A 16,086-nucleotide genomic window follows, 5' to 3' on the forward strand; every position below is an offset into this window, starting at 1 on the left:
TTTTGTTTTTTAATCATAAAATTAGATAACGAAGTCAAAACAGGAGGTGTTAAATTTGAATTATAATATTTTAATAGGCGGTAGTGCTGGACAAGGTATGGATACCGTAAGTGATTTTTTAGAAAAAGCTTTTAAGAAAAATGGTGCCTATGTTTTCTCTCATAAAGATTATATGTCTAGAGTTAGAGGCGGTCATAATTTTACTCAAATAAGATTTGGAGATGAACCTCTATATTCTCATGAACAGGATTTAGATTTAATCCTAGCCTTAGATGAAAATACAGTTGCATTTCACAAAGAAAGATTAAAAGAAAATGGAATAATTATATTAGATGAATCTCTTAAGATTGAAGACAATAAAGTCTTAAAACTTCCTCTTAAGAAAACAGCCAATACTATCGGAATTCCAAAAGGTTTTACATCTGTAGCAGCTGGAGCTATCCTTAAATATTTTTCATTTTATAGTGATTTTGAAAATTTATTTAGTAAAAAACTTGATGAAAAGGTAAGAAATCTAAATATAGAAGCCATAAAATCTGGTTATAAATTGATAGATTCTAAGTATTCATTAAAAGGTAATGATTTATCAAATCATATTTTGATAAATGGAAATAATGCAATTGCTCTTGGTGCTATAGCCGGAGGTTTAAACTTTTATTCAGCTTATCCCATGACACCAGCTACAAGTATTATGACATATTTAGCCAAAAAACAAGTTGAAGTTGGTTTAGTTGTTGATCAAGCTGAAGATGAAATAAGTGCAATAAATTTTGCAATTGGTGCTTCTTATGCAGGTGCTCGTGCTATGACTGGTAGTTCTGGTGGTGGATTTTCACTAATGGTAGAAGCTTTAGGTCTTGCTGGTATAACTGAAACTCCTTTAGTTATTGTAAATTCACAAAGACCAGGCCCTGCTACAGGATTACCTACAAGAACAGAGCAAAGTGATTTAAGTTTTCTATTAACAGCATCTCATGGAGAATTCCCAAGAGTAGTTCTTGCTCCTCGTAATGCTGAGGATGCTTTCTATAAAACTACTAAGGCCCTTAATATTGCAGATAAATATCAAACTGTAGTTTTATTGCTTACTGATCAATATCTTGCAGATGGAAATGTAACAATCCCTAAATATGATTTAAGTAAAGTTACTATAGATAGATATATTTCAAATGGCGAAGAGCTATCTTCTAATGAAGAATATAAAAGATATAAAGTAACTGAAAGTGGTATCTCTCCAAGATTAATTCCTGGTAATTCAAAAAATCAAGTTGTTATAGTTGATAGTGATGAGCATACAGAAGAAGGACATATAACTGAATCATCTGAAGTTAGAATAGAACAAATGGATAAAAGATTTAGAAAAATGAATTCTATAAAAGATGATTTAGAAGAACCTGAATATTTTGGAAATGAAGATATTGATATACTTCTTATAGGCTTTGGATCAACTTATGGTGCTTTAAAAGAATCTGTTGATATTCTTAATAAATCAGGAATTAAAGTTGGTGCTTTAAGTTTTTGTGATGTATATCCATTATCAAAAGAAAATTTAAATAAACATTATAAAAAAGCTAAAAAAATAGTAAATGTAGAACAAAACTTTACAGGACAATTTGGAAAACTAGTAACTCAAGAAACAGGTATATTAATGAATTATAGTATTTTAAAATATGATGGTCGTCAAATAACTGGAAATGAAATTGCAGATAAAGTTAGAAAGGAGGAAATTTAAATGTTAGATTTAAACTCCTATAAAAGTAATGATGAAATAGCTTGGTGCCCTGGTTGTGGTAATTTTTCTATCTTACAAGGTATAAAGGAATCTCTTTTAGAGCTAGGCTTACATCCACATGAATTTGTTATGGTATCTGGAATAGGTCAAGCTGCTAAGACTCCTCATTATTTAAAAGCAAATGTATTTAATGGACTTCATGGAAGAGCACTTCCTCCAGCACAAGCTATTAAAATGGTTAATAAAGATCTTAAAGTAATAGTAACTTCTGGTGATGGAGATGCTTATGGAGAAGGTGGAAATCATTTTATTCATAATATAAGAAGAAATGTAGATATAGTTCAACTAGTTCATAATAATCAAATTTACGGACTAACTAAGGGCCAAGGTTCCCCGACTACTTCAAAAGGACATTTAACATCAATGCAATTTGAAGGAACTTATTTAGATTCCTTAAATCCTTTATCTATTGCAATAAGTTCAGGAGCAACCTTTGTTGCAAGAAGCTTTTCTGGAGATAAGGAACATTTAAAAGAAATGATTAAAAGAGCAGTTAATCATAAAGGCTATGCATTAGTTGAAATTCTTCAACCTTGTGTTGTATTTAATAAAGTAAATACTTTTAAGTGGTACAAGGATAGAGTATATAAATTAGATGAAAATTATAATCCTAAAGATAGGTCTGAAGCCTTTAAAAAAGCTGAGGAATTTGGTGATGAAGGAATTCCAATTGGAATACTTTATTTACAAGAAAATAAGCCAACCTATCACGAAGCTCATCCAGTACTAAAGTCTGGAATTAATCTTTTAGATAGAAACTGGAAACCTACCATGGCTGAGAAATTAGTTAATGAATTTTTATAATTAATTAAAATATTAGATAAATTTTATCCTTCATTGAAAAAGAACCTTGATTTCTCAAGGTTCTAAAATTACTCTCTAATATAAATAACTTTTCCCATTCTATCAATATGAGATTTTAGTTCATCATGATTTAAGTGTGTATAATCTAATATATCAAATAAATATGGTAATGGACCTTGATCTTCTAATAATGAATGTAATCTTGAAACAGTATTAAAATTAATATTTTCTCCTACAATAGCTATATCTATATCTGAACCTGGCTTATAATTCCCCTTAGCTCTAGATCCAAAAATAATAGCCTTTTCAATTTCACTAAACTCACTTATTTTTTCTTTTATATAATTTAAATCAAATTCTCTTAATCCAAACTCCATAATTATCCCTCTAGCTTTTCTAATAATTTTCTTATTACAGGATAATATTCTGATTTTATTAATTCCTCTGCTTGTTTAGCTACTTCTTCATCATAGGTGTGTGCCATTAAATTTCTTTTTTCTAGTGCATCAATCCATATGTGTCCTTCTGTAATTAACTGATTTTGAAAAGCTGTTTGAATTGTTGATCTTGGACTTTTAACCTCATACCCTTCAAACTCTAAGTAATCTTTCATAGTTTTCCAAGCTAATTCAAAAGTATATTCAAAGCATTGAATTAATCCTTGTACTTCAAATTTATTAAGGTCGCCCTTTTCTATAAACTCGCTTAATTGGTCTGTTGCTTTCTTAAAATTAGAAAATCTTTGCTTCCAACGTATATCTTGACTCACTTTTAACACCTACCTTTTAATTTTTTTATTTCTTCTTCTTGCTCTTTGATCCTTTTTAATAGTTTTTCTTCTTTATTAAACCACTCTTTGCTAAGGTCATTAATTAAAGATGCCATTTCATCTGCACTTCCTGCAATTCTATTAAATAAAAGAAGATTTGATTTTAATATTTCTGGTATCTCAACATGGGAATATCTAAGTCTATGATCTATTTCCCCATAGCCTTCTTCAAATATTGTTCTTACTTGAATTTCAGCTATAACTTTTTCATTAGTTGGATAAAACTCTACTAAATAATGAACTGATCTATATCCTGATATTCTTGATCTCACTTCTATATTAAGTTCTTCAAACTTTTTAGTATTATCTCCTTCTCTAACATTTGCAGTAACTTCTATAACCTTCCAAGTTTTAGTTATAAATTCGTGAATCTCCTGCCACTGATCCTTAAATATGTGAATAACTCTAATTCCAATTAAATCATTAATTTCATTTTTATAATTATCTAAAGTAAATTGAAAATCTTCACCATGCTTTGATTTTCTATCTTCAGTTTTTCTTATAATTTTTTCAATTAATCTATTAGGCTCTTTTATTCTTGATTTTACTGAATGAATCATTGGCTGAGAACGTAAAATATTAGCTATAAAATCAGCTTGGTTCTCATAAGAAACTTCATAATCTACAAAATCATTATAAATATCCTCTAATGTTTTAACATCTATATTATTTTTTTCAATTATAGATTTTGTATGTGGATACTTCTCTATAAATTCATCTATTTTTAAACCATTCTTCATTTTAAAGTCTCCTTTAGTTATAGAATCAAATTAATATATCATTATCTTCCTTGTCTTCTATTACTACTCTTATTACTTTTTACCTTAGAGCTTTTACCTTTAAAATCTCCTGATTTTCCTTTAGATAAAGTCTTACTGTTTGCAGATTTTGAATTTGACTTATTATTTGCTTTTGAAGAAGATTTTGACTTACTATTTTTCTTACCTGATTTTGAGTTTCCTCTTGTCATAGCTTCTTCTTTTTTTATTTTAGCTAAATATCTATCAGCTTTTGATTTAATTAAGCACTTTGGTCCATTTCCTATTAAATCTTCTCTTCCTGCCTTAACTAAAGCATCATGAACTAAATTATAATTCTTAGGATTTTTAAATTGAAGAAGTGCTCTTTGCATAGCTTTTTCTTCTTTAGTTTTAGGAATATAAACTTCTTCTCCAGTTAGTGGGTTTATTCCTGTATAGAACATAGCCGTTGATAATGTTCCTGGTGTTGGGTAAAAGTCTTGAACTTGTTCTGGCTGATATTTAGTATCTCTTAAATATTCAGCAAGTTCTATAGCTTCATTTAGTCCACTACCTGGATGGCTTGACATTAAATATGGTATTAAGTATTGCTCTTTACCTAATTGTTTATTTATTTTAAAGAACTTTTCTCTAAATCTATCATAAGTATCTCCAGATGGTTTCCCCATATATTTTAATGTATTAGCTGCTACATGTTCTGGAGCAACTTTTAATTGACCACTTACATGATGTTCAACTAATTCTCTAAAGAATGTATCATCTTTATCTGCCATTATATAATCATATCTTAATCCTGAACGAACAAATGCTTTCTTTACCTTAGGAAGTTTTCTTATTTTTCTTAGAAGTCCTAAGAATTCACTATGATCTACTATTAAGTTCTTACATGGTTTTGGAGTTAAACACTGTTTACTCTTACATGCACCTATAGTAAGCTGAGTTTTACAAGCTGGTTTTCTAAAGTTTGCTGTAGGACCACCAACATCATGTATATATCCCTTAAAGTCTTTAAGATTAGTTATTTCAACTGCTTCATCTAATATAGAGTTTTCACTTCTACTTTGAACAGCTCTTCCTTGATGGAATGTAATTGCACAGAAAGAACAGTTACCAAAACATCCTCTTGAGCTTACTATACTAAACTTAACCTCTTCTAAAGCTGCTATTCCACCAAATTCATCATATATAGGATGACATTCTTTTGTGTATGGAAGTGCATAAACCTTGTCTAATTCTTCTCTTGTAAGAGGCATTTCTGGAGTATTGCAAACAACATACCTTTCAGCATGTTTTTGAACAAGAACTTTTCCTCTTACAGGATCTTGTTCTTCATATTGTATTTTGAATGCTTTAGCATATTCCATTTTATCTCTTGTAACATCTTCTTTTGACGGTAATAATTTATAGTCACCATAAATTTCATCTAATGAATCTATAGCATATGTAGTTCCGTTAACGTGTCTTATATATTTTGCTTCAAACCCATCATTTAAAGCATTTGCAACTTCAACTATTTGCTTTTCACTCATTCCATATATTAAAAGATCAGCTCCACTATCTATTAAAATAGAATTTCTTACATTGTTATCCCAATAATCATAATGAGCTAATCTTCTTAAACTTGCTTCTAAACCACCGATAACAACATTTATATTTTTATATGCTTCTCTTATTTTATTACAATAAACTATTGTAGCTCTATCAGGTCTTGCTCCCATTTTTCCACCAGGAGTATAAAGATCCTTTTCTCTTCTTCTCTTACTTACAGTATAATGGTTAACCATTGGGTCCATATTACCACCATTAACTAAGAAAGCTAGTCTTGGTCTTCCAAGCTTCATAAAATCACCTGTACTATGCCAATCTGGTTGAGGAATTATACCTACCTTATATCCTGCATCTTCTAATACTCTTGAAATTATTGCTGTCCCAAAACTGTGATGGTCAATATAGGCATCCCCTGTAACTATAATAAAGTCACATTGTTCCCATCCACGTTCTTTCATATCTTCTTTACTTATTGGTAAAAATCTATTATTTGACATTTAAACACCTACTTCATGTTTACTTTTCGCTAATTGATTATATCATTATACGAGAAATTTATCATTGATTTTTTTTAATTTACAGAACATTACTAGTATATTTTTAAAATTTTCATTTAAACATATATCTATATAATTTACTTATTCACTCCATTTAATCAAAAACATAATAAAAAATTAATTAAATTAGTTTATTTATCAGTAATATTTACCTATCATAATAAATTAATTTCTCCTAACACTATATATGAATAAGTTTTTAGGAGGACATTGCTATGAAAAGTGAAAATAAAAAAGTTCATTCAGAAAAAAACTACTTAAAGAATGGTTCAAAAACTCAAAATCAATATGCTAATAACCATTATAACTTTACAACTGAAAAGCCAGGTATAAATGAAAGTGGAATTGAAGCAAAGAAAAAAGGCTTTTAAAAAAAGCTGTCTTCGGACAGCTTTTTTAATGCATAATTGATAATGGATAATACATAATTAAGGAAAAAAACTCCTTCGGAGTTTATAAAATTAGAGGCTGTAACATACAGCCTCTATCATATTTAATTTACTACATATATTAAAAAATATCTCTTTCATATATTATTTATTAAACTTTATTATCACTTTAAATAAATCTCCATCAACTTCAATATTGAATGTACCACCTTGAAGCTCTACAAAGCTTTTTGCAATTGCAAGACCAAGACCTGAGCCTTCTGTATTTCTTGATTCATCTCCACGCACGAATCTTTCAACTATATTATTTACATCGAATTTAATTTCTTCTTTTGCTATATTTTTTAATATAATTTCAACTGAATTATTTTCATCAAATATATCTATATATACTCTAGTATTTTCTAGTGCGTATTTAGTTATATTTGATACTAAATTTTCAAATACTCTAAATGTTCTAAAACTATCAAGTTGTAATATTACTTTTTCTTTACTAAAATTAGTTCTTATGGCTAATGAAGAATTTTGTATTTTATCCTCTAATTCTAATAAGGTTTGCTTCATTAAAGAAACTACATCTACAGATTCAATATTTAAAGTAATATTTCCACTACTTGCTTTACTTACTTCAAATAAATCTTCTATTAAATATTGAAGTCTTTGTGCTTTTCTATCTAAGGTATCTAAGTATTGATTTCTTTTTTCATCAGATAAATTTTCTTCCTTTAAAAGATCTATATAAGTTATTATTGATGTTAAAGGGGTTTTTAAATCATGTGAAACATTTGAAATTAAATCTGTTTTCATTTTTTGACTTTTAACTTCCTCTTCAACAGCTCTTTTAAAACCACTTTGAATTCTTTCTAAATCATCCTTTAATGGTTCAAATACCCCTAAATCCTCATGAATTTCAACATCTAAATTCCCTTCAGCAATTTTCTTAGTTGCATTTGTTAATATTCTATATTTACTACTTATTTCATCAGCATATTTTCTTATTAAAATAAATATAACTACTGAATATATTATTACTCCAATAATTCCAAATAACCATATTGAACATATAAATGCTAGTATTACAGCATTTATTGCAACTATTTTAAAAATTAATTTATTATTCTTTTCACTTAAATCTATTTCTGATAAAGTTTTTATAGTTTCCTTAGTATATCTAAATGCAAAAGCTATAATTCCACCTACTATTGTACTTGTAATAAAATACTTCTTAACCCCAATCTTAAATATATGCTTTACAACTAATGCAGCATAGAAATATAAGCTAAATATTATTAACCATACAATAAAATTAATAGCATAATAAGTTGAATGACTTAATGTTATTTCCTTAAAAAATGCACCAATAAAATTACCTGGAACTCCTTTTATACATTCATTTACCATAAACATTGAAGCAGCTAATGTTAATGCTAAAGTAAGGCCTCCCATTATACATCCTATTTCAAATTTAATCTTTGAAATAGCTCTAAAGCCTACAATTTCTTTAGCCTTATTATATGGTATTAGTAAGGCACTAATTATAATAAATGCTACTCCTATTAAAGCAAATACGAAGGCTATCTCTCCATAAATTTCATTTTGTAAATTATTAATCCCCTCTGAAATATTATCATAATAATTTAACTCTCTAGGTATTGCTAATAAAACATTTATATTTTTAATCTCAACTAATTCATTATAATATCCTCCAAATAATGAAGGAGTAACCTCATAAATTTGTTTTTGAACTATATTTTTATCTGCTCCATAAATATCCTTAACAATTGCTTTCCCTAAATCGTCATAATTAATTACTATATAAAATTGATAGTAATCTGTATCTATTGGAGCTATATCTATATCTCCATTTTCTAAAACCTTAATATCAAAATTACCATTTGAGGTAGTAACCTTATCTTTAGTACTTACTGCAAAATACTCTAAATTTAAATACCTTTGAGTATAACTTTGAAATCTAGTATTAAAATTATTTATATAATCTAAGTCTTTACCATATCTTATATCATCTTTTACCAACAAATCATAAGGTGTAATATCATCATTAGTTGATTTTTTAGCTATATCATATAAAGAATTATAACTCATTCCACTTAAAGCTCTAATAAATTCATAGCTTTGAAAATAATTTTTATCTTTTCCACTTGCTATTTTATCTATTGCTTTATATGAAGCTAACATTCCTATAGAGGTTATTACTACTAGTATTATTGCTATTAAATTAATTATTACTTTTCCAAATTTACTGCTTTTCAATTTTGTATCCAACTCCCCACACCACCTTTAAATATCTCGGATTTTTAGGATTTATTTCAATCTTTTCTCTTATCTTTCTTACATGAACCATAATAGTGTCTGTATTTATAGCCTGCTCATTCCAAACTCTTTCATATATTTCTTCCGATGAAAAAACCCTTCCTACATTTTGAATAAGTAAGTTTAAAATTTTAAATTCAATTGGTGTTAATTTAACCAAGTTTCCATCTACAAAAACCTCTTTAGTATCATTATTTAACTCTAATCCTCCAACTGTAAATATATTTTCATTTACCTCTTCTTTATTTACCATATTTAAAAATCTTGAATATCTTCTTAAGTGAGAATTAACTCTAGCTAAAAGTTCTAATGGCCTAAATGGCTTCGTTACATAATCATCAGCACCAATATTTAACCCCATAATTTTATCAACCTCTTCTGATTTAGCCGATAACATTATTACAGGAAAATCGAACTTTTCTCTTAATTTCATAACAAAAGTTATACCATTCATTTTAGGCATCATAACATCTACTATTGCTAAATGTATTTCCTCTTTTTCTAAAACTTCTAATCCCTCTACACCATTATTAGCTATAAAAGTTTTATATCCTTGATTATTTAAATAAGCTTCTATAGCTATAGCAATATCCTTTTCATCTTCAACTATTAATATATTATATAAATTCATAAAAACTCCCCTATTCTATAATACTTTCCTACAATCTAATAACTTATATTATTATACAGCACCATAGAAGATATTTCATTTCCACTCCTTTCTTTACTTACTTTTCATTTATATCTTAATATTAAATCTTAAAAATTAAGAACATCTTCAATAAAATCTAAAGATTTTCTAAAGAATAAAAAAGAGATAAACATTATATTCCTTGTTCCGTCGCATGCGCTCCAAGTCACCGTCATACAATGTTTACCTCTTTGCAAACTGAAGGAAGGAAAGTATAAATAGTTAATAATAAGTCATAACTTTTTATACTTTCCTCGTATAATAAAATTATAAAAGTGTTAAATTATCATATCCAGGTTCCGTCACGAGCTCCAAGTCACCTTGCTATGATAATTTAACACTTACAAACTAAAGAATATAAAGTTTATAATTTATTTAAATAAATCTTTTGTAATTTCTTGGATATTTCTGTTTAATTTTATAATGAATTGATTATTATTTATGTTATTTAATTTTTTATTATATCTGTTATAGGTATAATAAATATAATTTAAATTATCATTTATAGCTGAACAACAAGCAAATGCTATTAATTGATATACTTTAGAATTTTCCATATAAAACTCCTATTTTATTGTTTATATTAGTATATTTAATCAATAGTCTTAGTGCTATTTTTTCTTTAATATAAAAATATTTATTTTTACAAAATAAAAAATAGATGCTTATAAAGTATTAGATATAATATCTTTATAAGCATCTATAATTATATTATTTTATTTCTTTACTATAATCCTTTGAATACCACTTATTGCTTAGCTCTCCTAAAGTTCCATTTTCTCTTAAAGTTTCAATTGCTTTTGAAACTTTTTCTTGTATTTGTGCTGATCTTTCATTATCTTTTGCAAAGGGATATGCTTCTGATGCAACATTTATACTTTCTTCTACTATTCTTCCATTTAAAGTACCTGAATCAATTCTATAGTTTGCTTCATTTTCTGCTGCAATAATCATATTAGCCTTTCCTGAATTAAAAGCAGTCATCATGAGTGCTCCTGATTCAAAAGCTTGTAAATCAATATTTATTCCTTTTTCCTTTGCTATCTCTTCAAATAAAGGACCTGAATTTGATCCTGCTACATATGCACCTGATAATCCATCAACATCTACTATCTTATTTATATCTGTTTTATCTGCATTAACAACTATCATTTGAGGAATATATGCATAAGGTGTAGAAAAATTATACTTTTCTTTACGTTCATCTGTTATTGTAACTAAATTTGCAACAGTATCAGCTTTACCTGAATCTAAATAACCAAAAAGTGATGAAAATTCACTAAGTTGAAATTCAACTTCAATACCAGTTTCTTCTGAAATAGCATTCCATAAATCAACCTCAAAGCCCTTATGTACACCATCTTCAAGAAAACTACTTGGCATGGAGCTATTACTAGCTGCAACCACAATTCTATCTATACCTTTAGATTCCTTTTCATTATTTGAACAAGCGGTTAAAGCTAAAGCACCAATACATGCTACTGCTAAAACCATTATTTTTCTTATTTTTTTACTTTTCATTTTAAATACTCCTTACCCTTTAAATAATATTATATTAATAAAAATTCTTAACTTTTCTTTCTATATACTTTTGTCCTCGTTCAATTATTAGAACTATAACAACGTAAAATATAATTACACATAGATATGATTCAAAAAATCTTAAATATAATGTTCCTTCCATTTTAGCAACAGCCATAATATCTAATAATCCAACTGTAAATCCTAATGAAGTTCCCTTTATAATTCCAATGAACTCATTTCCCATTGATGGAAGAGCTATTACTAGCGCTTGAGGGAGTACTACTCTTCTCATAGTTTGTCCCTTTGTCATCCCCATAGAATAACAAGCTTCTAATTGACTTTTATCAACTGAACTTAATGCTGCTCTAAAATTCTCTGCCATAAAAGCTGATGCATTAAATGTTAATGCAATAATAGTTGCCTGTGTTGGGCTCATATTTTGAAATATGGGAAATACAATAGGTAATCCAAAATATAAAAAGAATAATTGTGCAACTAAGGGTGTTGCTCTAAAGATTGTGATAAAAAATGTGAAAAATTGAGATAATACTTTAACTTTAAAATATCTTGTTATTGCTATAATAGCAGATAATATAATTGTTAAAATTAATGTTATTATGGCTACTTTAAAAGTAATTCCAAGTGCCATAAAAACAGTAGGAAATAACTCTATAAACCACTCTAAATTAAACTTCATATTACATTACCTCCTGCAAAACTGAAATTATTTACGAACTTATTTACTCTTTCATTTCTACAAGATTCAAAAATTTCACTAGGGGTTCCCTGCTCAGCTATTACACCATTTTCAAGGAAAATTATAGTATCTGATACCTCTCTAGCAAACTTCATTTCATGAGTTACAATAATCATAGTAACCTTAGACTCTTCCGCTACTTTTTTTATAATATTTAATACTTCCCCAACTAATTCTGGATCTAATGATGAAGTTGGTTCATCAAATAAAATTACCTCTGCAGAAGATGCAAGTGCTCTAGCAATACCAACACGTTGCTGTTGTCCACCAGACATATTTCTTGGATAAGAATCCTTTTTATCTAAAACTCCAACCTTTTCTAAAAGACCAAGTGCTATATCTTTAGCTTCCTTCTTTGGCATTTTTTGAACCACAATCATTGGCTCCATAACATTTTGAAGTGCTGTCTTATTCTTAAGTAAATTTATGCTTTGGAATACCATAGCACTTTTCTTTCTAAAATTATATATTTCTTTCTTAGTACAGTTTGAAGCATTAACAGAAGTATCACCAATTGTAATTATCCCTTCATCTGGCATCTCTAAGAAATTCATACATCTAAGTAAAGTTGATTTACCAGTTCCAGAAGGACCTATAATTGAAACTACTTCTCCCTTTTTTACCTCTAAATCAATTCCCTTTAAGACCTTAGTATCTCCAAAAGTCTTTTGAAGATTATTTATTTTAATCATCACTACCCTCCTATAGCTCTTTAATTATATAAAAAGTGTTTTTTTATTTAATTTAGTATTTTTAAATTAGTCCATATAAAATCAACAAATAAATTTACTATCATTGGTATTATACTTAAAAAAGATAATCTTTGTCAATTTATTACTTAATTTTTAAAAAGATACATCTATCACTCCATAAAAAGTGTTAAAGTATCATATCCAGATTCCGTCGCAAGCTCCAAGTCACCTGGCTATGAAACTTTAACACTTCAAATATAAGGATATAAATTATAAAATGTAATTTACGAACATACTTTTGTTTTTTTTAGAAATATAGTACACTATAAGAAATTACAAAAGATAAATGGAGAAAATTTAATGAAAGGTAGAGAACACTTAGCTATTGGAATAACAGCTACAACAGTTATGGGATTAGCTGTATTTAATTTAGATAAGGAACAAAATTTAAATTATTTTATCCCTCTTATTAGTGGGAGCATAATAGGGTCATATTTACCAGATATAGATGCTGAAAAATCTAAAGCAAGCCAAACTTTTAATAAAATATTAGTGATAAGTTTATTATTGTTTGCAATAGTATATAAACTAAACATAACAAATAGAGTTATTGAAATATTATCTACATTTATTGTACATAATAAATACAGCCTCTATTTTATTATTTTAGTGACCTTAGGAAAATTGTCACCCCATAGAATGTTCACTCATAAATGGCTTGGGACAATGCTGTTTTTCTATACTGTATATAATATTGGTAACATATATCTTACATTAGGATTTATTATGGGCTATACCCTTCATATTGTTGGGGATAGATTTTCAGCTAATGGAAAACACTTAAACTTTTTTGAATTTAAGTTACCCTGTATGAATTCTAAGAATAAATTCAGTTTTAAATGGTAAAAAAGAGATAAACATTATATTCCTTGCTCCGTCGCATGCGCTCCAAGTCACCGTCATACAATGTTTATATCTTTGCAAACTGAATGAAGAAAAGTATAAATAGTTAGTAATAAGTCATAACTTTTTATACTTTCCTATGAATTAAAAAAGTGTTAAAATATCATATCCAGGTTCCGTCGCAAGCTCCAAGTCACCTTGCTATGATATTTTAACACTTCAAAACTGAAGGAAGTAAATTTTAAATAATTTTATTATACCTTATTACTTTAATATTATTCATTTTCGTAGTTAACTTCTATTGTATTTTCCAAGTTATCCATATACTCTTTATATTCTTTTATAGTAAACTTCTGATTAAAATCCTTAATAATTTTTTTAGCTTCACTATTATTATCTCTTAAAATTCTATAAGCAGTTAATGCCATGATTTTTGCAGTTATAATATATGAAATCTCCTCATTCACAATATCAAACTCTGATGAATGAAGCTGTCCAATACATCCTCCAGTACTAAATTTTAATACTGGCATTATATGAGTCAAATCTCCTACATCACTAGACCCTTCACTATGATCCCCCTTTTTAGTAATTGATATATTTCCATTAGGCAATAATTCCTTTGCAATATCTATCATTACTTTACTTGGTTCTAATGGAATAACTGGTAAATATCCTGGTTCTGTTTTAATTTCTACACTTCCACCTACTGCTAAAGCTCCTGCCTTTAAAGCTCTATCTACCTTTTTACTTGTATCTATAATTGCTTCAATATTATTTGCTCTAACTAAGCTTTCTATAACTACTTCATCTGGAATTACATTTACTAAGCCTCCACCTTTAGTTATTATAGAATGAACCCTAACTGTATCACTTTCCTTAAAGGTTTCTCTTTGAAAGGCTACTGAACTTAATCCAATAGAACTTGCATTAACTGCATTAATACCTAAATGTGGTGATGCTGCTGCATGTGATGCCTTTCCCTTATATCTTGTTAATTTAGATACAAATCCATTACTAGACTTATCTCCTATTCCAATATCATATTTACCTGGATCTAAATGATGTACTATTGAAATATCAATATCATCAAAGGCACCAATTCTTATAATCTCTGACTTTCCACCTCCATATTTAATTAATCCTTTATCTTTCAATGATAGTTTATATTCTATTTCTCCATATTCCTCTGAAGGTACAGCAAAAAATGATATATTTCCTTTAAATGAATTTCTTACTTCACTATCTGATAGAGCAATTGCTGCTCCAATTAATCCTGCTAACTGTGCATGATGACCACAAGCGTGACATGCTCCTGTTTTCTTATTAGCATGCTGATTGTTAGGAACTACTATAGCATCTAATTCACCAATTATAGCTACATTTATATCTTCTGAATCCTTCTTTTTTAAATATCCTTTTACACCAGTTATTGCAAGATTTGTTTCTAATTCTTCTAATAATTCCTTTAAGATTTCAGCTACTTTTTCTGCTGTTCTTATTTCCTTATAACCAAGCTCAGGATTAGCAAGAATATCTCTTGCAAATTCTATTATCCTTCCTCTATTTTTATCTATTATATTAATAATTTTTTCTTCTATATTATCCAAATTCTCATCCCCTTTTTATCTTAACTCCTCAGGAATAAACCAATAATTATTTTTATTATGCTCTTCCATATATGCTTTAAATTCATCTGATTTATACGCATCTACAATTGCCTTTGCCCAATTAGAATCCTTATTTTTTTCACTTACTACAACTACTAATTCAAGATTTTTAGAAACATCTTCTGATAATATTGATTTTTCCGGATCCATATTAGCTAAATAAACAACACTCCCTGGTAATATTCCAAAATCTAAATCTTGAAGTACCCTTGGAATTTGAGAAGATTCCATTTCTATTATTTCAATTCCATAAATATTTTCTTCAATATCATTAAGAGTTAATGTTGCTTTATCAACCCCCTCCTTAGTTTTTATCCATCCAGCTTTTTCTAATAATCTAAAAGCACGAGCTGCATTTGATGGATCCTTTGGAATTGCAACCTTACTTCCTTCTTTAACCTCATCTAAGGATTTATGGTTTTCAGAAAATATTCCTGCAGGTACAGTTGGAATAGGAACTATTGGAGTTAAATCTCCATTCTTTTCTTTATTATAATTTTCTGCATATGAAGTATGCTGAGCTACATTAAAATCAACACTTTCTTCTGTTAAAGCAACCTCTGATTGCAATAAATCTGAAAACTCAATTTCTTTAATTGTATAACCTTCTTTTTCTAATATTGGTTTTATTGCATCGTTAAATAATACATTATATGGTCCTGGAGAAACTCCTATAGTTATTTCCTTTTTCTCTAAATTATCTTCGCTTAATTTTTTTGTATTTTTGCACCCTACACCTACTAAAATAAATGCCCCTATTACTAATAAAACTGATAATGCCTTAATACCTTTATTTCTCATAATATATATCCCCTTTATAATTTATTTTTTATATTAA

16 protein-coding genes are annotated in these 16,086 nt (G+C 28.0%); 4 read left to right on the forward strand and 12 right to left on the reverse strand.

Translation table 11 applies throughout. The features are described from left to right. Nucleotides 1–55 precede the first annotated feature (55 nt). Together H9660_RS00350 and H9660_RS00355 are read left to right on the forward strand one after the other, a co-directional pair. Nucleotides 56–1,732 carry a 2-oxoacid:acceptor oxidoreductase subunit alpha gene (locus H9660_RS00350; protein ID WP_191747376.1) on the forward strand — a complete coding sequence of 559 codons (1,677 nt, stop codon included), beginning with the start codon at nt 56–58 and terminating at the stop codon, nt 1,730–1,732. Then, entirely contained in the window at nt 1,733–2,596 is an 864-nt protein-coding gene (locus tag H9660_RS00355; RefSeq protein ID WP_191747378.1) for a 2-oxoacid:ferredoxin oxidoreductase subunit beta, read from the forward strand. It begins immediately after the preceding gene. A 68-nt stretch (nt 2,597–2,664) separates the two neighbouring features. Here the strand turns inward: H9660_RS00355 and H9660_RS00360 are convergent, their stop codons facing one another. From H9660_RS00360 to H9660_RS00375, 4 genes are read right to left on the reverse strand one after another with little or no spacing between them, the layout of a single operon-like run. Then, nucleotides 2,665–2,973, reverse strand: coding sequence for a nucleotidyltransferase domain-containing protein (locus H9660_RS00360; protein ID WP_191747380.1), 309 nt, complete (start codon nt 2,971–2,973; stop codon nt 2,665–2,667). Nucleotides 2,974–2,975: 2 nt separating this feature from the next. Next, complete coding sequence (locus tag H9660_RS00365; RefSeq protein WP_191747382.1) at nt 2,976–3,365, reverse strand: HI0074 family nucleotidyltransferase substrate-binding subunit; 390 nt, start codon at nt 3,363–3,365, stop codon at nt 2,976–2,978. A gap of 2 nt (nt 3,366–3,367) precedes the next feature. Continuing rightward, entirely contained in the window at nt 3,368–4,165 is a 798-nt protein-coding gene (locus H9660_RS00370; protein ID WP_191747384.1) for a RelA/SpoT domain-containing protein, read from the reverse strand. A 41-nt stretch (nt 4,166–4,206) separates the two neighbouring features. Then, nucleotides 4,207–6,231 carry a YgiQ family radical SAM protein gene (locus H9660_RS00375; RefSeq protein ID WP_191747386.1) on the reverse strand — a complete coding sequence of 675 codons (2,025 nt, stop codon included), beginning with the start codon at nt 6,229–6,231 and terminating at the stop codon, nt 4,207–4,209. Nucleotides 6,232–6,506: 275 nt separating this feature from the next. On the opposite strand from H9660_RS00375, the gene H9660_RS00380 reads away from it, so the two are divergent. Further along, nucleotides 6,507–6,662: a hypothetical protein gene (locus H9660_RS00380; protein WP_191747388.1), complete on the forward strand. Its 156-nt coding sequence runs from the start codon at nt 6,507–6,509 to the stop codon at nt 6,660–6,662. A gap of 162 nt (nt 6,663–6,824) precedes the next feature. Here the strand turns inward: H9660_RS00380 and H9660_RS00385 are convergent, their stop codons facing one another. The 6 genes from H9660_RS00385 to H9660_RS00410 form a co-directional block, all read right to left on the reverse strand. After that, complete coding sequence (locus H9660_RS00385) at nt 6,825–8,963, reverse strand: sensor histidine kinase (RefSeq protein ID WP_191747390.1); 2,139 nt, start codon at nt 8,961–8,963, stop codon at nt 6,825–6,827. Then, a complete protein-coding gene (locus H9660_RS00390; protein ID WP_191747392.1) occupies nt 8,938–9,642 on the reverse strand; it encodes a response regulator transcription factor in 705 nt (234 codons plus the stop codon). The genes H9660_RS00385 and H9660_RS00390 overlap by 26 nt, the downstream gene beginning before the upstream one ends. Before the next feature lie 431 nt (nt 9,643–10,073). Beyond that, on the reverse strand, nt 10,074–10,259 hold the full coding sequence (locus H9660_RS00395; protein WP_191747394.1) for a hypothetical protein: 186 nt from the start codon (nt 10,257–10,259) through the stop codon (nt 10,074–10,076). A gap of 154 nt (nt 10,260–10,413) precedes the next feature. After that, nucleotides 10,414–11,223: a transporter substrate-binding domain-containing protein gene (locus H9660_RS00400; protein ID WP_191747395.1), complete on the reverse strand. Its 810-nt coding sequence runs from the start codon at nt 11,221–11,223 to the stop codon at nt 10,414–10,416. A 34-nt stretch (nt 11,224–11,257) separates the two neighbouring features. Beyond that, complete coding sequence (locus H9660_RS00405) at nt 11,258–11,923, reverse strand: amino acid ABC transporter permease (RefSeq protein WP_191747397.1); 666 nt, start codon at nt 11,921–11,923, stop codon at nt 11,258–11,260. Further along, a complete protein-coding gene (locus H9660_RS00410; RefSeq protein WP_191747399.1) occupies nt 11,920–12,675 on the reverse strand; it encodes an amino acid ABC transporter ATP-binding protein in 756 nt (251 codons plus the stop codon). Before H9660_RS00410 ends, H9660_RS00405 begins: the two co-directional genes overlap by 4 nt. Nucleotides 12,676–13,035: 360 nt before the next feature. Between H9660_RS00410 and H9660_RS00415 the strand changes: the two genes are divergently transcribed. Beyond that, nucleotides 13,036–13,581 carry a metal-dependent hydrolase gene (locus tag H9660_RS00415; RefSeq protein ID WP_191747401.1) on the forward strand — a complete coding sequence of 182 codons (546 nt, stop codon included), beginning with the start codon at nt 13,036–13,038 and terminating at the stop codon, nt 13,579–13,581. Nucleotides 13,582–13,853: 272 nt separating this feature from the next. On the opposite strand, the gene H9660_RS00420 is transcribed toward H9660_RS00415, so the two are convergent. Both H9660_RS00420 and H9660_RS00425 read right to left on the reverse strand, forming a co-directional pair. Then, nucleotides 13,854–15,188, reverse strand: coding sequence for an amidohydrolase (locus H9660_RS00420; RefSeq protein WP_191747403.1), 1,335 nt, complete (start codon nt 15,186–15,188; stop codon nt 13,854–13,856). Nucleotides 15,189–15,203: 15 nt separating this feature from the next. Then, nucleotides 15,204–16,049 carry a MetQ/NlpA family ABC transporter substrate-binding protein gene (locus tag H9660_RS00425; RefSeq protein ID WP_191747405.1) on the reverse strand — a complete coding sequence of 282 codons (846 nt, stop codon included), beginning with the start codon at nt 16,047–16,049 and terminating at the stop codon, nt 15,204–15,206. Nucleotides 16,050–16,086: the final 37 nt, after the last annotated feature.

The sequence above is a fragment of the Clostridium gallinarum genome (assembly GCF_014836325.1).
In the GTDB taxonomy this organism is placed as follows: domain Bacteria; phylum Bacillota; class Clostridia; order Clostridiales; family Clostridiaceae; genus Clostridium; species Clostridium gallinarum.

Excerpts from the sequence above, each read along its gene's own strand:
- H9660_RS00360 (WP_191747380.1), bottom strand. The coding sequence starts at position 2,973 with ATGGAGTTTGGATTAAGAGAATTTGATTTAAATTATATAAAAGAAAAA.
- H9660_RS00375 (WP_191747386.1), bottom strand. The coding sequence starts at position 6,231 with ATGTCAAATAATAGATTTTTACCAATAAGTAAAGAAGATATGAAAGAA.
- H9660_RS00400 (WP_191747395.1), bottom strand. The coding sequence starts at position 11,223 with ATGAAAAGTAAAAAAATAAGAAAAATAATGGTTTTAGCAGTAGCATGT.
- H9660_RS00390 (WP_191747392.1), bottom strand. The coding sequence starts at position 9,642 with ATGAATTTATATAATATATTAATAGTTGAAGATGAAAAGGATATTGCT.
- H9660_RS00395 (WP_191747394.1), bottom strand. The coding sequence starts at position 10,259 with ATGGAAAATTCTAAAGTATATCAATTAATAGCATTTGCTTGTTGTTCA.
- H9660_RS00355 (WP_191747378.1), top strand. The coding sequence starts at position 1,733 with ATGTTAGATTTAAACTCCTATAAAAGTAATGATGAAATAGCTTGGTGC.
- H9660_RS00370 (WP_191747384.1), bottom strand. The coding sequence starts at position 4,165 with ATGAAGAATGGTTTAAAAATAGATGAATTTATAGAGAAGTATCCACAT.
- H9660_RS00405 (WP_191747397.1), bottom strand. The coding sequence starts at position 11,923 with ATGAAGTTTAATTTAGAGTGGTTTATAGAGTTATTTCCTACTGTTTTT.
- H9660_RS00410 (WP_191747399.1), bottom strand. The coding sequence starts at position 12,675 with ATGATTAAAATAAATAATCTTCAAAAGACTTTTGGAGATACTAAGGTC.
- H9660_RS00380 (WP_191747388.1), top strand. The coding sequence starts at position 6,507 with ATGAAAAGTGAAAATAAAAAAGTTCATTCAGAAAAAAACTACTTAAAG.
- H9660_RS00425 (WP_191747405.1), bottom strand. The coding sequence starts at position 16,049 with ATGAGAAATAAAGGTATTAAGGCATTATCAGTTTTATTAGTAATAGGG.
- H9660_RS00415 (WP_191747401.1), top strand. The coding sequence starts at position 13,036 with ATGAAAGGTAGAGAACACTTAGCTATTGGAATAACAGCTACAACAGTT.